Source organism: Tepidibacillus fermentans, from assembly GCF_004342885.1.
GTDB lineage: Bacteria > Bacillota > Bacilli > Tepidibacillales > Tepidibacillaceae > Tepidibacillus > Tepidibacillus fermentans.
In genome coordinates this window covers 1-17,116 of record NZ_SMAB01000010.1, presented here as the reverse complement: position 1 = coordinate 17,116, position 17,116 = coordinate 1, and the positions used below count along the sequence as shown (strand labels likewise).

19 protein-coding genes are annotated in these 17,116 nt (G+C 37.7%); all 19 read left to right on the top strand.

Annotation, left to right across the window (positions count from 1 at the left end; genetic code table 11):
• Positions 1-107 precede the first annotated feature (107 nt).
• The 19 genes from speE (at position 108) to EDD72_RS07405 (ending at position 16,920) form a co-directional block, all read left to right on the top strand.
• A complete protein-coding gene (speE, locus tag EDD72_RS07495) occupies positions 108-938 on the top strand; it encodes a polyamine aminopropyltransferase (RefSeq protein ID WP_132768912.1) in 831 nt (276 codons plus the stop codon).
• Between the two features lie 6 nt (positions 939-944).
• Positions 945-1,820: an agmatinase gene (gene speB, locus EDD72_RS07490; protein WP_132768909.1), complete on the top strand. Its 876-nt coding sequence runs from the start codon at positions 945-947 to the stop codon at positions 1,818-1,820.
• The gene (locus tag EDD72_RS07485) at positions 1,821-2,252 is read left to right on the top strand and encodes a YwiB family protein (RefSeq protein WP_132768907.1); all 432 of its coding nucleotides are present in this window, start codon (positions 1,821-1,823) and stop codon (positions 2,250-2,252) included.
• A gap of 9 nt (positions 2,253-2,261) precedes the next feature.
• Positions 2,262-2,420: a XapX domain-containing protein gene (locus EDD72_RS07480; protein WP_132768905.1), complete on the top strand. Its 159-nt coding sequence runs from the start codon at positions 2,262-2,264 to the stop codon at positions 2,418-2,420.
• Between the two features lie 213 nt (positions 2,421-2,633).
• Positions 2,634-3,584 carry a methylmalonyl Co-A mutase-associated GTPase MeaB gene (meaB, locus tag EDD72_RS07475; protein WP_132768903.1) on the top strand — a complete coding sequence of 317 codons (951 nt, stop codon included), beginning with the start codon at positions 2,634-2,636 and terminating at the stop codon, positions 3,582-3,584.
• Between the two features lie 95 nt (positions 3,585-3,679).
• Positions 3,680-4,174, top strand: coding sequence for a DNA-directed RNA polymerase subunit delta (rpoE, locus tag EDD72_RS07470; RefSeq protein WP_243643801.1), 495 nt, complete (start codon positions 3,680-3,682; stop codon positions 4,172-4,174).
• Positions 4,175-4,357: 183 nt separating this feature from the next.
• Complete coding sequence (locus EDD72_RS07465) at positions 4,358-5,968, top strand: CTP synthase (RefSeq protein WP_132768901.1); 1,611 nt, start codon at positions 4,358-4,360, stop codon at positions 5,966-5,968.
• 490 nt (positions 5,969-6,458) lie between these two features.
• Positions 6,459-7,619, top strand: a complete 1,161-nt coding sequence (locus tag EDD72_RS07460; RefSeq protein WP_132768899.1) for an ABC transporter permease — start codon at positions 6,459-6,461, stop codon at positions 7,617-7,619.
• Complete coding sequence (locus tag EDD72_RS07455; RefSeq protein ID WP_132768897.1) at positions 7,612-8,307, top strand: ABC transporter ATP-binding protein; 696 nt, start codon at positions 7,612-7,614, stop codon at positions 8,305-8,307. Before EDD72_RS07460 ends, EDD72_RS07455 begins: the two co-directional genes overlap by 8 nt.
• 322 nt (positions 8,308-8,629) lie before the next feature.
• A complete protein-coding gene (locus EDD72_RS07450) occupies positions 8,630-9,007 on the top strand; it encodes a response regulator (protein WP_132768894.1) in 378 nt (125 codons plus the stop codon).
• A gap of 242 nt (positions 9,008-9,249) precedes the next feature.
• On the top strand, positions 9,250-10,104 hold the full coding sequence (gene fba, locus EDD72_RS07445) for a class II fructose-1,6-bisphosphate aldolase (protein ID WP_132768891.1): 855 nt from the start codon (positions 9,250-9,252) through the stop codon (positions 10,102-10,104).
• A gap of 21 nt (positions 10,105-10,125) precedes the next feature.
• Positions 10,126-10,770, top strand: a complete 645-nt coding sequence (gene fsa / locus EDD72_RS07440) for a fructose-6-phosphate aldolase (protein WP_132768889.1) — start codon at positions 10,126-10,128, stop codon at positions 10,768-10,770.
• A 78-nt stretch (positions 10,771-10,848) separates the two neighbouring features.
• Positions 10,849-12,138, top strand: coding sequence for a UDP-N-acetylglucosamine 1-carboxyvinyltransferase (locus tag EDD72_RS07435; protein ID WP_132768886.1), 1,290 nt, complete (start codon positions 10,849-10,851; stop codon positions 12,136-12,138).
• Positions 12,117-12,779: a hypothetical protein gene (locus EDD72_RS07430; RefSeq protein ID WP_132768884.1), complete on the top strand. Its 663-nt coding sequence runs from the start codon at positions 12,117-12,119 to the stop codon at positions 12,777-12,779. Before EDD72_RS07435 ends, EDD72_RS07430 begins: the two co-directional genes overlap by 22 nt.
• Positions 12,780-12,803: 24 nt before the next feature.
• Complete coding sequence (gene glpX / locus EDD72_RS07425) at positions 12,804-13,772, top strand: class II fructose-bisphosphatase (RefSeq protein WP_132768881.1); 969 nt, start codon at positions 12,804-12,806, stop codon at positions 13,770-13,772.
• 85 nt (positions 13,773-13,857) lie between these two features.
• Positions 13,858-15,117, top strand: coding sequence for a transcription termination factor Rho (gene rho, locus EDD72_RS07420; RefSeq protein WP_132768878.1), 1,260 nt, complete (start codon positions 13,858-13,860; stop codon positions 15,115-15,117).
• Positions 15,118-15,285: 168 nt separating this feature from the next.
• Positions 15,286-15,486 carry a 50S ribosomal protein L31 gene (rpmE, locus tag EDD72_RS07415; RefSeq protein ID WP_132768876.1) on the top strand — a complete coding sequence of 67 codons (201 nt, stop codon included), beginning with the start codon at positions 15,286-15,288 and terminating at the stop codon, positions 15,484-15,486.
• Between the two features lie 195 nt (positions 15,487-15,681).
• Positions 15,682-16,263 (top strand): thymidine kinase, encoded by a 582-nt coding sequence (locus EDD72_RS07410; protein WP_132768873.1) that lies wholly within the window; start codon positions 15,682-15,684, stop codon positions 16,261-16,263.
• A gap of 57 nt (positions 16,264-16,320) precedes the next feature.
• Positions 16,321-16,920, top strand: a complete 600-nt coding sequence (locus tag EDD72_RS07405) for a YhcN/YlaJ family sporulation lipoprotein (RefSeq protein WP_165895009.1) — start codon at positions 16,321-16,323, stop codon at positions 16,918-16,920.
• Positions 16,921-17,116: the final 196 nt, after the last annotated feature.

Sequence of the window (17,116 nt, the reverse complement as noted above, 5' to 3'; positions counted from 1 at the left end):
TTTATATAATACTTTTTGTTGTTTCATGTGTAGAAAGTGGTAGATGAGGGAAACCTACCATCAAGAAAATAAACATAAAGGAAAATAGAAGAAAGAGGGATCACCAAATGGAATTATGGTATACAGAAAAACAAACTCCTAACCATGGAATCACGACAAAAATTACAAAAACCTTACATACCGAACAAACCGAATTTCAAAAATTAGATATTATCGAAACCATTCAATTTGGGCGGATGCTAGTCTTAGATGGAATGGTCATGACCACCATCAAAGACGAATTTGTTTATCATGAAATGATTACTCATATTGCTCTTAACACTCATCCAAATCCAAAGAAAGTATTGGTTGTCGGTGGCGGGGACGGAGGAGCAATCCGCGAAATCCTAAAACATTCAAGTGTAGAAAAAGCTGTACTTGCGGAAATTGATGGCCGAGTGATTGAGACCTCAAAAGAATACTTACCAGAAATTGCAGGAGCTTTAGATAATCCTAGAGTTGATGTTCAAGTCGTAGATGGAATTCGCTATATCCATGATCACAAAAATGAATTTGATGTCATCATGGTGGACTCCACTGAACCAGTAGGGCCAGCAGTTGGCTTATTTGAAAAAGGATTTTATCAAGGGATTTATGATTCATTAAAAGAAGACGGAATCCTTGTTGCACAAACAGAATCTCCTTGGTTTAACGCAGATTTAATCCAGCGAGTCGTAAAAGATATTCGTTCCATTTTCCCAGTCACTCGTTTATATACAGTAAGTATCCCAACCTATCCAAGTGGGTTATGGAGTTTTACTCTGGGTTCCAAAAAATACGACCCACTTACCGTAGATGAGTCACAATTAAAAGAACTAGATACCAAATACTATTCACCTAGAATTCATAAATCTGTCTTTCAATTACCGAAGTTCGTAGAAGATTTGGTGAAGGAGTAAACTTCAATGAAATTTGATGAAGCATATTCTGGAAATGTATTTATTGCTGCTCATCCTCATTATGAAGATGCAGAGGTTGTAATTTATGGGATGCCAATGGATTTTACGGTGAGTTACCGACCAGGATCACGTTTTGGCCCGAAAAAAATCCGTGAAGTCTCTATTGGATTAGAAGAATATAGCCCTTATTTAAATCGTGAATTAAAAGAAGTGAAATATTTTGATGCAGGTGATATCCCTCTTCCTTTTGGAAATCCCGAAAGAAGTGTTGAAATGATTGGGGATTATGTCCGGAAGATTTTAAACGATGGCAAGTTTCCCCTTGGCTTAGGTGGGGAACACCTTGTTGCTTGGCCAATTATCCAGGAGGTATATAAGAAGTATCCTGACCTTGTCGTGATCCATATGGACGCACATACTGATCTTCGTACGGATTATGAAGGGGAGCCTTATTCTCACGCTACGCCTATTCGTAAGGTAGTAGAATTAATGGGAGGAAAAAACGTTTATCAATTTGGGATTCGCTCAGGACTAAAAGAGGAATTTGAGTTTGCGAAAGAATATATGAACTTCTATCCTTTCGAAGTATTAGAACCCTTAAAAAAGGTATTACCAACGATAAAGAATCGTCCTGCCTATATTACAATCGATATTGATGTTTTAGATCCTGCTTTTGCTCCTGGAACAGGAACATTAGAATCTGGAGGCATTTCTTCCAAAGAAATGCTTGCAGTGATTCACGAGATTGCTAATTCGGGGATAAAAGTAGTCGGGGCAGATATTGTCGAAGTGGCACCTGTCTATGATCCTGCAGACCAAACTGCCATTCTCGCTTCAAAAATGGTAAGAGAAATCCTCTTGGGATGGACCCAAAATCAATAAATGAAAGAGATTCAGATTCACATCCAAACAAAAATTGATTACCAAACCGGAGAAGTAGAAGAATGGCAACATGACTATAAGGGGACATTATACCTAAAAAATGATCAAGACATTTATTTGAAATATGAAGATCATCAAGATCAACTAGGGAAAACAAACACCATTCTGAAGTGGAAATGGAGTGAATCCCCAACCAAGCTATCCCTTCTCCGCCAAGGGGAAACAAGATCGCATCAAATATTCCAGGAAGGGAAACCCCACCAAAGTTTTTATCAAACACCTTATGGAACCTTTGCAATGGAAATTCATCCGCTAAAAGTAAAGATTTATTCTCAGACTTGGGAAGAAGGAAAAATTGAATTAGAATACGATCTTTCTATTGGAAAGCAAAAGGTGGGGCGTTACCAATTGATGGTACATTATCGTCCATAGGAGGAAAACATGCTAAAAGAGATTTTACTTTCTACACTGACTGGGGCAGTGGTTGGTTTTGTTTTTGCTTTTTTTAAATTGCCCATTCCAGCTCCAACAGCGATTCAAGGAATTATGGGGATTGTCGGAATCTTTTTAGGATATCAGTTATATCGAATGTTTTTTTAGGATAAAAAATATTGGTTTAAGGATAGGTTTGTATATTCCATAAGCAGCGACTTTTGGGAGTGTAGAGCACGGACAACGGAGCGCATTGGAATATACAAACCTATTTTATTGGAAGGTTACAGCATCATAAATATGCAATTAACACAAAGCATTATACCTTAAAATCAGAATATTTAGTATAATAATGAGAAATGAAAGATTGTAGGTGAGGAAATGGAGCGGCTGATTCAAAAAATTATTCAAGGGGATAAAAGAAGTGTAGCAAAAGCAATTACAATCATTGAAAATGACCTACAGGAAAAATATGACCTCCTTCAACATTTATATCTACATAAAAGAAGGGCTCATGTAATTGGAATTACGGGGGCACCTGGTGCAGGAAAAAGTACCCTTGTTGATCGATTGATTCAAGAAATTAGAGGAGAAGGGCTAAAAATTGCAATCATTGCCATCGATCCTTCCAGTCCTTTTTCTGGTGGAGCCCTTTTAGGCGACCGAGTGCGAATGCAAAAGCATGCCACAGATTCTGGAGTATTTATACGTAGTATGGGGAGTAGGGGCACACTAGGTGGGTTAGCCAAGGCTACCAAAGAGACAGTAAGAATTTTAGATATGATGGGCAATGACTTGATTGTAATTGAAACGGTAGGTGTAGGACAATCCGAATTAGAAATTATGAATGTTGCAGATAGTACAGTAGTCGTGTTAAATCCAGGGGCAGGGGATAGTATTCAGGCTTTTAAAGCTGGGCTGATGGAAATTGCCGATATTTTTGTTATTAATAAGAGTGATCTTCCCGGAACGCAAAAATTATATCATGAAATAGAACTTTTAATCGAAACAACAAAGCAAAAAGCTGAATGGAAACCACCGATTGTGAAGACGATAAGCACAGAACATCAGGGCATCATCGAATTATGGACTTCTTTGCAGAACCATTTTTCTTTTATCAAAGAAAAAGGAATCCTTGATCGGCAACGAAGAGAAGATTTAGCAAAAGAATTTGAAGAAATTCTTCATCAGTTCTTTCAACACCAAATTGAACAATGGAAAAAACAAGATACTTATCATGTCATTATGGATCAAATTTATCACCAAAAACTCAATTTGATTGATGTGGCCAAACAAACCTATCAGCAGTTAATCAATGAAAAAAATGAATAACTCGTTTTGCTGGGATTTGACATCCGATCAAAAATGATTACAATATTGTTTACTATGACTTTTTTGAAAATCACGGCAAAGAAAAAAGAAAGGATGTGCCGGAAGCAATGTCAGAAACCGTCTTTGATTTTGATGAAAGAAGTATCCAAGAGAAACCAATGGTAGACTTAGCTTATCAAATTTTAAAACAAGCCAAGCGTACCTTTACCTATCAAGAATTAGCTCAAGAAGTATTTAAACTAAAAGGGTTATCCGAAGATGAACTCCTAGATTTTACTGTTCAATTATTTACGGAAATCAATATCGATGGTCGTTTTGCTTATTTAGGCCAAAATGAGTGGGGTCTAAAACAGTGGTATCCTGTCGATCAACTCGAATCGGTTCACTTGCGGTTTAATGATGATGAAGATACCGATTTTGATTACGATGAACAATTGGAAGATGAAGAATATACAGATGAAGATGAATTAATGGACGATGAATTGACAGACGACTATGATGATACAGATGCTCTTGAAGATGATTTCATTGATGAAGATATGGATGAATTTGAGGAAACGGACGAAGATGACGATTTAGATCTAGAGTAATCTCAAGCTTGACTTTTTAGATGAGAGAGAGTAAGATACCTAATGGGCTTTAGATTTATTGTGTGAAAAGAATAAATCTACATATTTATAAATAGAGCAAAAGCGCCCCCGAAAGGGAAGGGTGCTTTTGTTTTTTTTGTGTAATTCTTGGCAAAATAAGATGAAGACAGAGGAGGAATTCATATGACTAAGTATATCTTCGTAACTGGTGGTGTAGTATCTGGATTGGGTAAAGGAATTACCGCTGCTTCTCTTGGGAGACTATTGAAGAATCGAGGTTTAAAAGTAACGATCCAAAAATTCGATCCATATATCAATGTAGACCCAGGAACGATGAGTCCTTATCAACATGGGGAAGTATTTGTAACGGACGATGGAGCAGAAACAGACTTGGATTTGGGTCATTATGAACGTTTTATCGATATCAATCTAAGTAAAAATAATAATGTAACGACAGGAAAAATTTATTCTTCAGTCATCACAAAAGAACGACGTGGCGATTATTTAGGTGGAACCGTTCAAGTAATCCCACATATTACCAATGAAATCAAAGATCGGATTTTTCGTGCTGCAAAAGAAACCCATGCAGATGTTGTGATCACAGAAATTGGTGGAACCGTCGGGGACATTGAAAGTCTGCCTTTTCTTGAAGCGATTCGCCAGTTAAAAAATGATGTTGGCCGTGAAAACATCATGTATATCCATGTCACATTAGTACCATACATTGCTGCTTCAGGTGAATTAAAAACAAAACCGACCCAACATAGTGTGAAAGAACTTCGCAGTATTGGTATCCAGCCAAATATGATTGTTTGCCGTACGGAGCACACCTTATCAGACGATATTAAAAAGAAAATTGCTCTATTTTGTGATATTGAAAAAGAAGCTGTTGTCGAGGCATTAGATGCCGATACCTTATATGATGTGCCATTAATGTTACAACAACAGGGATTAGACGAATATGTAGTGAAACATCTTTCTTTAAATACTCCTCCAGCTGACATGAAGGAATGGACCGAGCTTGTAAACAAAATCAAAAATTTAAAACACACCACAAGAATTGCTTTAGTAGGGAAATATGTTTCTTTACATGATGCATACCTAAGTGTTGCTGAGGCATTATATCATGCAGGTTTTAACAATGATACGGAAATTGAGATTGACTGGATCGATGCTGAAAACGTAAATCAAGAAAATGTTCATCAATTATTAAAAGATGCCGATGGAATCTTAGTTCCAGGTGGTTTTGGCGATCGGGGAATTGAAGGGAAGATTACAACCATCCAATATGCTAGAGAGAATAATATTCCATTCTTAGGAATCTGTCTAGGAATGCAAACCGCTGTCATTGAATTTGCGAGGAATGTGGTCGGTTTAAAAGATGCTCATAGTACCGAATTTAATCTTCGCACTCCATATCCTGTCATTGATATTCTCCCTGAACAAAAAGATATCGAAGATTTAGGCGGAACGATGAGATTGGGATTATATCCATGTAAATTAGAAAAAGATTCAAAAGCGATGCAAGCATATCAAGATGAATTAGTCTACGAGCGCCACCGCCATCGCTATGAATTTAATAATGAATTCAGAGACCAGTTACAAGCCGCTGGATTAAAAATCTCCGGAACTTCACCCGATGAGAAATTGGTAGAAATTATTGAAATTCCCTCTCATCCTTGGTTTGTGGCCACACAATTTCATCCAGAGTTTGTTTCTCGACCAAACCGTCCCCACCCATTATTTAGAGATTTCGTGAAGGCATCTTTACAGAACAAACAAAATCAGCGATAGAAGAAGGAAGAGGCGTTAAAAATCGCCTCTTTTTAAACGTATAAGAAAGTATAAATTTTGGGAGCGAAAGCTCTTATTTAAGTTTGATTTTTGTTAAACTAAAAATATGGAGACGAACATTCTTAAAGAAATCTTTTTTGATGAACACGCCCATTGGGATAACTTTGTAAAAAAACATAACGGGGAAATTAGACCTATTGTAATCAAAGAAGTTGAGAAATTTCGGGTCGTATGGAGGGCACTTTACAAAAGAATAGTGCGGAACGTAATGATTGAAATTAAAAAGGATTTTATCGATCCTTTATAGAAATTACAGAACAAGGTAGTAAAGGTTGATAGGATTGCTTGGTTACTAACGAAAGGGGGGATTGTTATTACAAAGATGCGCTATCTTACAACAGGTAATGGCGTTATTAGTATTTAATATAATAGAAAAAATTAAAAAATGAGTCTAAATAGTCATATTTAGAAATATAAAGGATGGGTGAGAATGAGGTTACCATTTAAGATAGCCTTACGTTTTTTACTGTCAAGTAAAGGGCAAACGGCACTAATTGTTTTTGGCATTGCCATTGGAGTTTCGGTTCAGATTTTTATTGGATCTCTAATCGAAGGACTACAGGAAAGCTTAATTAGTAAAACGATCGGTAATTCACCACAAATTACGATTAGTTCCGATGCAGAGGATAAGGCGATTTCTAGTTATCAAGAGATAACAGATAAGATAAAAGGATTAAATAATGAGGTCGTTCATGTTGCGGTTGCTGCTGATGGTCCAGCACTAATAAAAGAAGATAAAAAAACATTTTCCGTTTTAGTGAGAGGAATGAACGTAGAGGACTCTGATAAAATCTACAATATTAAAAGTCGGATTTATGAGGGGCAAGAACCGATAAACGAGAACGAAACCATCATCGGTAAGGAATTAAAACAAGAACTTGGAGTAAACCTTGGTGATGAAATTCAGATTATCACGAATTCAGGTGACTTAGAAAAGCTAAAGGTCACAGGTTTCTACGATCTTAAAGTGGCCTCGTTAAATAAATCTTGGATGATTACCCCACTTTCTACTTCTCAGAAATTATTCTCATTCGGTGATAAGGTGACTAGCATTGAAATGCAGGTAAAGGATGTATTTAAAGCAGATGAAACAGCATCAGCAATCGCAAAAATATTAGATAACAAAGAGCTGAAGGTGGATAATTGGAAAGCGCAGAATGCGGAACTTTTAAGCGGGTTAAACGGGCAAAATATTTCAAGTATCATGATTCAAATATTCGTTTTGGTTTCGGTTGTTCTTGGGATTGCAAGTGTACTTGCTATATCTGTGGTTCAAAAATCGAAGCAAATTGGCATTCTGAAAGCAATGGGAATAAAGGATAGAACCGCTAGTTTTATATTCTTATTTCAGGGACTTATTCTTGGGGTGGTTGGATCTATTCTCGGGGTGGTTTTTGGTTTGTTTTTAAGTTATCTTTTTTCTAAATTTGCGCTAACACCAGAGGGAACTCCCATTGTTGAGCTTGCGATACATTATCGTTTTATTACTATTTCTGCACTGATTGCATTAGCCTCTGCTGTTGTTGCAGCGCTTATTCCTGCAAGAGGTTCATTGAAGCTGAATCCGATGGAGGTAATTAAAAATGGCTGATATCATCCAACTAAAACATATTAATAAAGTCTATGGAACCACGATTAAAACGCAAGTATTGCATGATATCAATTTAACTTTTGAAGAAGGAACTTTTAATTCCATCATTGGCGCTTCCGGAAGTGGAAAGAGTACACTTCTCAATATTATGGGTACATTAGATCAACCAACTAGTGGAGAAGTGTACATAGATGGGAAGAGAACCGATACAATGAACAGTAATGAACTCGCGAAATTAAGGAATGAAACTATCGGTTTTATTTTTCAGTTTCATTATCTTCTTCCAGAGTTTACGGTGCTAGAAAATGTTTTACTGCCTTATCAAATTAAGTCAGGAAAAGTTTCGAAAGATATAATAAAAAGAGCAAATGAATTACTAGATCTCGTAGATCTGTCCAACGTAAAAAATAATCTAGCAACAGAGATATCAGGTGGTCAACAACAAAGAACGGCAATTGCCAGAGCGATGATGAATAGCCCGAAGATTATCCTTGCAGATGAGCCAACAGGAAATTTGGATTCAGAGTCTACAGAGAATATCTATCAATTAATGCGAGAGATTAACCAAACATTTAAAACCACCTTTATTGTTATCACGCATGACAATATGATCGCGGAAAAAGCGGATCGCATTATAGAAATAAAAGATGGGAGAATTAATGAAAGAGTAAGTGTTGGTGCTTATTAATCTAGTTATCTAATTCCAGTACCCTTTACATTGACATTTTTCTTTTTCTTGACTTATTTTGGGGTTTGTATGTTCTATAAGTTGTGACTTTTGCGAGTGAGCTTTCCCGCTTGCTGTTTATTTATGGAAAGCCGTAAGGTTAGGAGCAGCGTTAATACCTATTTTTATAAGGAAGTAAGTCAACGAAATTTATTGCTAATTTATAAAAAATTTTGACAAAAAGAAGGAGAAAGGAAAAAAAAGACAGAAATATATACAATTAATGAATGATTACGGATTCCTACTTTGCTAATAAAATCAGGAGGAAACTGGGGGGGATTGTTTGAAACAAAAGGTGTTAATTGTCGACGATCAATTTGGAATACGAGTTCTTTTGTTTGAAGTTTTTGGGAAAGAAGGTTATCAAACTTACCAAGCGGCAAATGGAAAGGAAGCACTTCAAATCGTCCAACAAGTGTCTCCTGATATTGTTTTATTAGATATGAAAATACCTGGAATGGACGGGTTAGAAATTTTAAAACGAATCAAGAAAATGAATCATGATATTAAAGTGATTATGATGACCGCCTATGGAGAGTTAGATATGATCAATGAAGCGACAAAACTGGGGGCGATTACACATATTACCAAGCCATTTGATATTGATCAACTTCGTTCACTTGTTAGAGAACAATTGGCAGCCCATCAAATCACACCGTAATTTCGAAAAAGCTAGAAATTAGCACTTTACATTAATACTCTACTTATGCCAATTTCATCGAATCTGACTTTTGGCCCTATGGTCTTTGACTTGAACCAAAGTCTTTCAGAAACTTTGTTCTGATGTATTTCATAGACCACTATGATATAATTAATCATTGGATTTGGTATTCTTTTTTGAGATATAACAAAAACTACCTTTTAGTATTCCCAATGTTACATAGATGGAAAGGAGAACGAATCATGCCTTTAGTCTCAATGACTGAAATGTTAAAAGCTGCAAAAGCAGGTAAATATGCAGTTGGCCAATTTAATATGAATAACCTTGAGTTTACCCAAGCGATTATTGAGGCTGCTCAAGAGGAACAATCTCCTGTCATTCTCGGAGTTAGTGAAGGAGCAGCAAAATATATGGGGTTAGAATATGCTGTTGCAATGGCAAAAGTGGCTGCTGAAAAAGCAACGGTTCCTGTAGCCCTTCATTTAGATCACGGTAGTAGTTTTGAAGTCGCGATGAAATTCATCCGTGCAGGATTTTCATCGGTAATGATTGATGGTTCCCATCATCCATTTGAGAAAAACGTAGAGATTACGAAAAAAGTGGTCGAAGCTGCTCATGCAATGGGCGTTTCTGTTGAAGGGGAATTAGGTACGATTGGTGGTACTGAAGATGATCTTTCTGTAGATGAAGCGAATGCACGTCTAGCTGATCCAAAAGAAGCAATTGAATTTTATAAATTAACAGGTGTTGATGCCTTAGCGATTGCAGTTGGTAGTGCCCATGGACTTTACAAAGGTATACCAAAACTCCGTCATGATATTATCGAAGCGGTAAGTAAAGAAATTGATATACCACTTGTTCTCCATGGTGGATCTGGTATTCCTGATGATGAAATTGAAAAAGCAATAGCGGCTGGAATTGGTAAAATTAACGTCAATACGGAAAACCAAGTAGCCTTAACCAATACCCTTCGCGAAATCTTTGCCAAAGATGCGAAAGTATATGACCCTCGCAAATATCTTGGACCAGGTCGTGAAGCGATGAAAGAAGTAGTTCGAGGCAAAATTCGTCTGTTTGGTAGTAATCAAAAAGCTTAAAATAATTAAAGGGTGAAAGAAATGAAACTATTTATCGATACAGCAAATGTCGAAGAAATTCGTAAGGCAAGTGAGTGGGGTATTCTTTCTGGAGTGACTACCAATCCTTCCTTAATTGCGAAGGAAGGAAGAGATCTGCTTGATGTGATTCAAGAGATTACCAGTATTGTTAATGGTCCAATTAGCGCGGAAGTGATCAGCTTAGAGGCAAATGAGATGGTTGCTGAAGGAGAAAAGTATGCTGCTCTTTCCGACAATATTGTGATTAAAGTTCCAATGACGATCGAGGGTTTAAAAGCAGTTCATGCATTCTCTAAAAAAGGAATTAAAACAAATGTTACCCTGATCTTTTCTGCAAACCAAGCACTGATGGCAGCTCGCGCAGGTGCTACCTATGTATCCCCTTTTGTTGGTCGACTTGATGATATCAGCTTTGATGGGTTGACATTAATTCGTGATATTCGTGAAATTTTTGACATCCATGGTATCTCGACCGAAATCATCGCAGCAAGTATTCGTCATCCAATGCATGTCCTAGAGTCAGCAAAAGCAGGTTCAGATATTGCCACAATTCCTTATAAAGTGCTTGAACAAATGACGAAACATCCTCTTACAGATATCGGTATTGAGAAATTCCTGGCCGATTGGAATAAATCCCAAGCGTGATACATGTTAAAGCACTTTCCGATGGAAAGTGCTTTACTTGTGACAAGACACAAATAAAGTGAACAAGGAGGGGCTCGCTTGGAAACTTTAATGATAAAAGGAGGAGAACGATTAACAGGAACAGTAGCGATTAGTGGAGCAAAAAACTCTGCTGTTGCACTTATACCTGCCGCCATTTTAGCGGACTCTCCGATGAAAATTGAAAACCTTCCAGATATTCGCGATGTGCGGATCCTTGTTGAGATCCTGCAAGATTTAGGCGCTAAAGTAGATTATCATGGGGATACCATGTGGATTGATCCCTCGAATATGATAAATAAACCCATGCCAAACGGGAAAGTGAAAGAACTTCGCGCTTCTTACTATCTTATGGGAGCATTGCTTGGGAAGTTTGGAGAAGCCATAGTCGGATTACCTGGAGGATGTAATATTGGTCCAAGACCGATCGATCAACATATCAAAGGGTTTGAAAGTCTAGGCGCAAATGTAACTAATGATTCAGGGAAAATGCATCTAAAGGCAGACCAATTAGTTGGAACTAGAATTTTTTTAGATGTTGTAAGTGTCGGAGCTACGATTAATATCATGTTAGCGGCATCAAAGGCAAAAGGGATTACCATCATTGAGAATGCGGCAAAAGAACCAGAAATTGTTGATGTAGCAACGATTTTGAATTCGATGGGTGCTCGAATTACTGGAGTTGGGACAGATATTATTCGGATTCAAGGTGTTGACAAACTCACAGGTTGCAAACATTCGATCATTCCTGATCGAATTGAAGCAGGAACCTATATGATCATCGCTGCAGCTACAGAAGGGGATATTACCTTGTTAAATGTCATACCCAAACATTTAGAATCTGTCTCTGCCAAGCTACGGGAAATGGGGGCAATTGTTGAAGAAAGCGACGATTCCATTCGTGTTGTAGGGCAATCTGAATACAAAACAGTTGATATCAAAACTCTCCCTTATCCGGGATTCCCAACGGATTTGCAACAGCCATTTAGTGCCCTCCTAACGAAAGCGAAAGGTACGAGTATTGTTACCGATAATATTTATACTTCCCGCTTTCGTCATATTGATGAGCTACGAAGAATGGGTGCCAATATGAAGGTAGAAGGAAGATCTGCAGTAATTGAAGGAATAACCCAATTGCAAGGTGCAAAAGTGAAAGCAACCGATCTAAGGGCGGGTGCTGCTTTGGTAGTTGCTGGCTTGATGGCAGAAGGGATTACTCAAATCAGTGATGTACATCATATCGATCGAGGATATGAAAACTTAGAGAAAAAACTTCATTCCTTAGGAGCCACGATTTGGCGAATGAATGATGGAGAGGATGAAGGGGATTGGCCTGGATTATACCTTTAATAGCGTCAATAATAAGTTTTCTTTTAACATGGTCTTTAGTTAAGCAGTATATTGAACGGAAGAAAATCCATCAGTTACTTTATTCTCTATCTCTTTCAATGTTTACACTAGCGGCATTTGGTGAATTCTATTCAGAGTGGAAAGGCTTCAATCATTTTATCTATAAGCTCTACTATTTTCCTGCTATTACGTTAGTTCCTGTTATGGCAGCAGGTACACTTTATTTACTTTTACGAAAAAATCGTTGGATTGCACATCTTTTTCTACTATATACTGTAGTTCTATCGATTTGGATGTTCGTTCTGCTTATCCCAGTAATACCTGATGAGAAAATATTAGGACAAACAATCGCCATTGGTGGAGAAGGAATGCCTGACTATATTCGTAGGTTTAGTTTTCCATTATCAGGTATCGGTGGGATCGTACTTATTTTAGGTGCACTTATTTCTTGGTGGAAAACAAGATTTAAAGGAAACCTCTATATTGCTGCAGGAGCCATTGTCATGAGCCTGGGGGGTAAGTTAGCGACAATGGGTTTAACAACCTGGTTACCACTAAGTGAATTACTGGGAATTTTATTACTTTATTACGGCGTCGTAATACATCCATCAAGTAAAAAGAATGAAATAAAATCTTATTAAAAGTCTTGGGGGAGAAGGAAAGCAATGGAAAGAAGTTTAACATTAGAACTGGTTCGAGTAACTGAGGCTGCCGCTCAAGCGGCTGCAAGATGGTTAGGAAAAGGTTTGAAGAATGAAGTTGACGAAGCAGGAACAAGTGCTATGCGTAGAGTTTTTGATACTGTACCGATGAGGGGAACCGTCGTTATTGGCGAAGGTGAAATGGACGAAGCACCAATGCTTTATATTGGCGAGCAACTAGGAACAGGATATGGTCCGGAAGTAGATGTAGCTGTAGACCCGATTGAAGGTACAAATATTGTAGCAAAAGGATTATGGAATGCTCTTGCTGTTGTAGCAATTGCAGATAAAGGCAACTTGTTGCATGCTCCAGATATGTACATGAAAAAGATTGCTGTAGGTCCAAAAGTAGCTGGCAAAATTGATATTAATTATAGTGTTCGTAAGAACTTAGAGATTGTCGCAAAGGAACTAAATAAGGACATCAGAGAAGTTACAGCGATCGTCTTAGATCGGGAACGACATCAAGAAATTATTCAGGAAATACGAGAAGCTGGGGCACGGATTAAGCTAATCAGTGATGGTGATGTGGCAGCAGCGATCAATACCGCTTTTGAGGACACTGGTGTAGATATTTTATTCGGTATTGGTGGGGCACCAGAAGGTGTTTTAGCTGCTGTCGCATTAAAATGTTTAGGTGGAGAGATTCAAGGAATCCTGCTTCCGCAAAATGAAGAAGAAGCAGAACGTTGTCGCAAAATGGGAATCGAGCCAGGTCGCGTCTTAAAAATGGATGATTTAGTAAAAGGGGATGATGCGATTTTCGCAGCTACAGGAGTAACCGATGGAGAATTACTAAAAGGTGTAAGATTTCATGGTTCGGTAGTAACGACCGAATCGATTGTTATGCGGGCGAAAACTGGAACGGTACGAATTATTAAAGGAACCCACCGTTTAGAAAAGAAACCAGACTTTCTTGCAGAAAATCAATAGTATAAGATCGATAAACGAAGTCGAAACTGATAAAATGTTCTTATTAAAAATTAAAAATGAAAGTTCATAAAGTAGGTGTCAAGTATTGGATTTAAATTTAGCGACATTAGAAACGATGAAATTGACAGAACTATATAAACTTGCGAAGGAATTTCAGATACCCTATTACGGAAAAATGAAAAAACAGGAGTTAATCTTCTCTATTTTAAAGGCGCAAGCAGAAAAAGCAGGGCTTATGTTTATGGAAGGAGTATTAGAGATTCTTCCAGACGGATATGGATTTCTTCGGCCGATCAATTATCTTCCAAGTGATGAAGATATCTATATTTCCGCTTCCCAGATTCGAAAATTTGATTTAAGAACTGGGGATCTTGTTTCCGGAAAAGCAAGACCACCAAAAGAAAATGAACGATATTTTGGTTTGTTACATATCGAAGCTGTAAATGGACAAGATCCAGAAATAGCGGCGGAGAGGTTACATTTCCCAGCACTAACACCAATTTTTCCTCAAGAAAAATTGGTACTCGAAACCTCACCCGATAACCTTTCGACACGAATTATTGATTTAATCGCTCCAATCGGCTTAGGACAACGAGGCTTGATTGTAGCACCCCCAAAAGCTGGTAAAACCCTTCTCTTAAAAGAAATTGCTAATGCTATTAGTACGAACTTCCCGGAAATTCATTTAATGATTCTGTTAATTGATGAACGGCCAGAAGAAGTGACCGATATGCAACGGTCGGTAAAAGGTGAAGTGATTAGTTCTACATTTGATGAACTGCCAGAAAATCATGTGAAAGTGGCGGAATTAGTATTAGAGCGAGCACAAAGACTGGTTGAAGCCAAAAAAGATGTGGTTATTTTATTGGATAGTATCACCCGCTTAGCCAGAGCATACAACCTTGTGATTCCGCCAAGTGGAAGAACGCTTTCTGGTGGTATTGATCCTGCAGCCTTTCATCGTCCTAAGCGTTTCTTTGGAGCGGCAAGGAACATCGAAGAAGGGGGTAGTCTGACGATTTTAGCAACTGCATTAATTGAGACTGGTTCGCGTATGGATGATGTCATTTACGAGGAATTTAAAGGTACAGGAAATATGGAATTGCACCTTGACCGCAAATTAGCAGAACGGAGAATCTTCCCAGCCATCGATATCAAACGTTCTGGTACAAGAAGAGAGGAATTGCTTCTCACGAAGGAAGAATTAGATAAACTATGGCTGATTCGCAAAACAATGAGTGATAATCCTGATTTTATCGAGATCTTCTTAAAAAAATTAAAGAATACAAAAAATAATGCAGAACTTATTTCAATTATTGATCCCCAGAAAGGGCTTAAAAATTAATCAATTCGTGAATGAAGAAAAGTTGGATAATAAATATTCAGGAAAATAGATTGGATCTTTTTACTATTTACGAAACTCCTTGCAACTGATATTTTTTCTATGCTATAATCGTTTCATGTGTGATAACTCTGTTTCGAAAATGAATCAGGGCAGAAAGAGGTGAACAAAATGAAAGCAGGAATTCATCCAAATTACAAAATTACAACTGTAACTTGTGCATGTGGCAATACCTTTGAAACAGGTTCAGTAAAAGAGAATCTCCGTGTAGAGATTTGTTCTGAGTGCCATCCATTCTTCACAGGCAAACAAAAATTTGTGGATGCAGGTGGCCGTGTAGATAAATTTAAGAGAAAATACAATATGAAATAATGTTAAAAATAACAGGCGAGCCAACGTGCTTGCCTGTTTTACTCTTGTCTTAAAATAGGTTTGTATATTCCATCGCGCACCGTTGTCCTTGTATTTCTTTTGAGCGATAACGAAACAGCTTTAGAACATATAAGCCATTTCAGGTTTTGTAAGAGAGATAAATAAGAAATGAATGGTTGAGGAGAAGATTTCATAATGTTTTTTTATAAAAGGGAAGGATGGATTGAATATATTTGTGGCAGTATGTTTTCAGGGAAAAGCGAGGAATTGATTCGCCGAATTAAACGGGCGAAATACGCCAAACAAAAAGTGCAAGTTTTTAAACCAATGATTGACAATCGCTATAGTGAAGTAGCAGTGGTATCTCATAATGGCAATCAAGAAGAAGCAGAACCGATTCATTATTCATCCGAGATCTTGAAGAAGGTAAAAGACGATACAGATGTTGTTGCCATTGATGAAGTTCAGTTTTTTGATATGGGAATTGTACAGGTTTGTGAAGAGTTAGCAAACCGTGGAATCCGTGTCATTTGTGCAGGTTTAGACTTAGATTTTCGCGGAGAACCGTTTGGCCCATCACCGTTATTATTAGCGAAAGCTGAGCTTGTCACAAAACTGCAAGCCATCTGTGTAAAATGTGGAAATCCAGCTACACGTACTCAACGTCTCATCGATGGTAAGCCTGCTCATTATCATGATCCAGTGATTATGGTGGGAGCCTCTGAAAGATATGAAGCGCGTTGCCGACATTGCCATGAAGTTCCGGGTAAGGAATAAAATAATAAAATGATTTCACCTCTTTTAGGGCAATCTAACCCTTAGGAGGTGAATGATTTGCAAACACGCAAAATTTTCTTATTTGTAATCGCAACTCTATTAGTATTAGGATTAGTTGGATGTAATACAAATAAGCCATTGACTCAAAGTTATAACGATCGTAATGTTCGCCCTTACAATTATGATGGAACCAGAAATTATGGTACTTATAATGAGGGGGCCCCATATTATGGCGCACCAAATTACGCGCCGAACTATAACCGAGTAACTCCTTATAATGGAGCCACACCCTATGCCAACTACGACAACAGATTCCGTAATAATGTGAATGCAGAAGCTGATCGATTGGCAGATATTGCTGCTCGTGTAAATGGAGTTCACGATGCAACGGTTGTCATCGCAGGTGGAAATGTTTATGTAGGAATTAATCTAAATGATCGTATCCAAACCGGTCCTCAATCGGATGCAGTGGAACGAAATGTATATCATGCAGTGAAAAAAGCTGCGCCTCATTATAATGTGTATATTACCTCTGATGCTGACCTTTTAGGAAGATTGCGTAATATCGGCGATGGAATTCGTAATGGAACTCCAATCGATCGTTTCCAAACGGATATGCGTGATTTTAACACTCGTTTTCGAACCTATACACGCTAACGTCAATATAAAATCCCTTTAGCAGGTGCTAAAGGGATTTTTTAAAATATACGGACAACGGAGCGCGTTAGAATATACATACCTTTTCTAAAGGAGAAATGGGTATGAGTAAAATTATTGTGGGAGAAAAAATAACCTCTTCATCCAGATAACGGAATTTCTGTTGTCTGGATGAGGAGGACACTAAGCGTAAGCA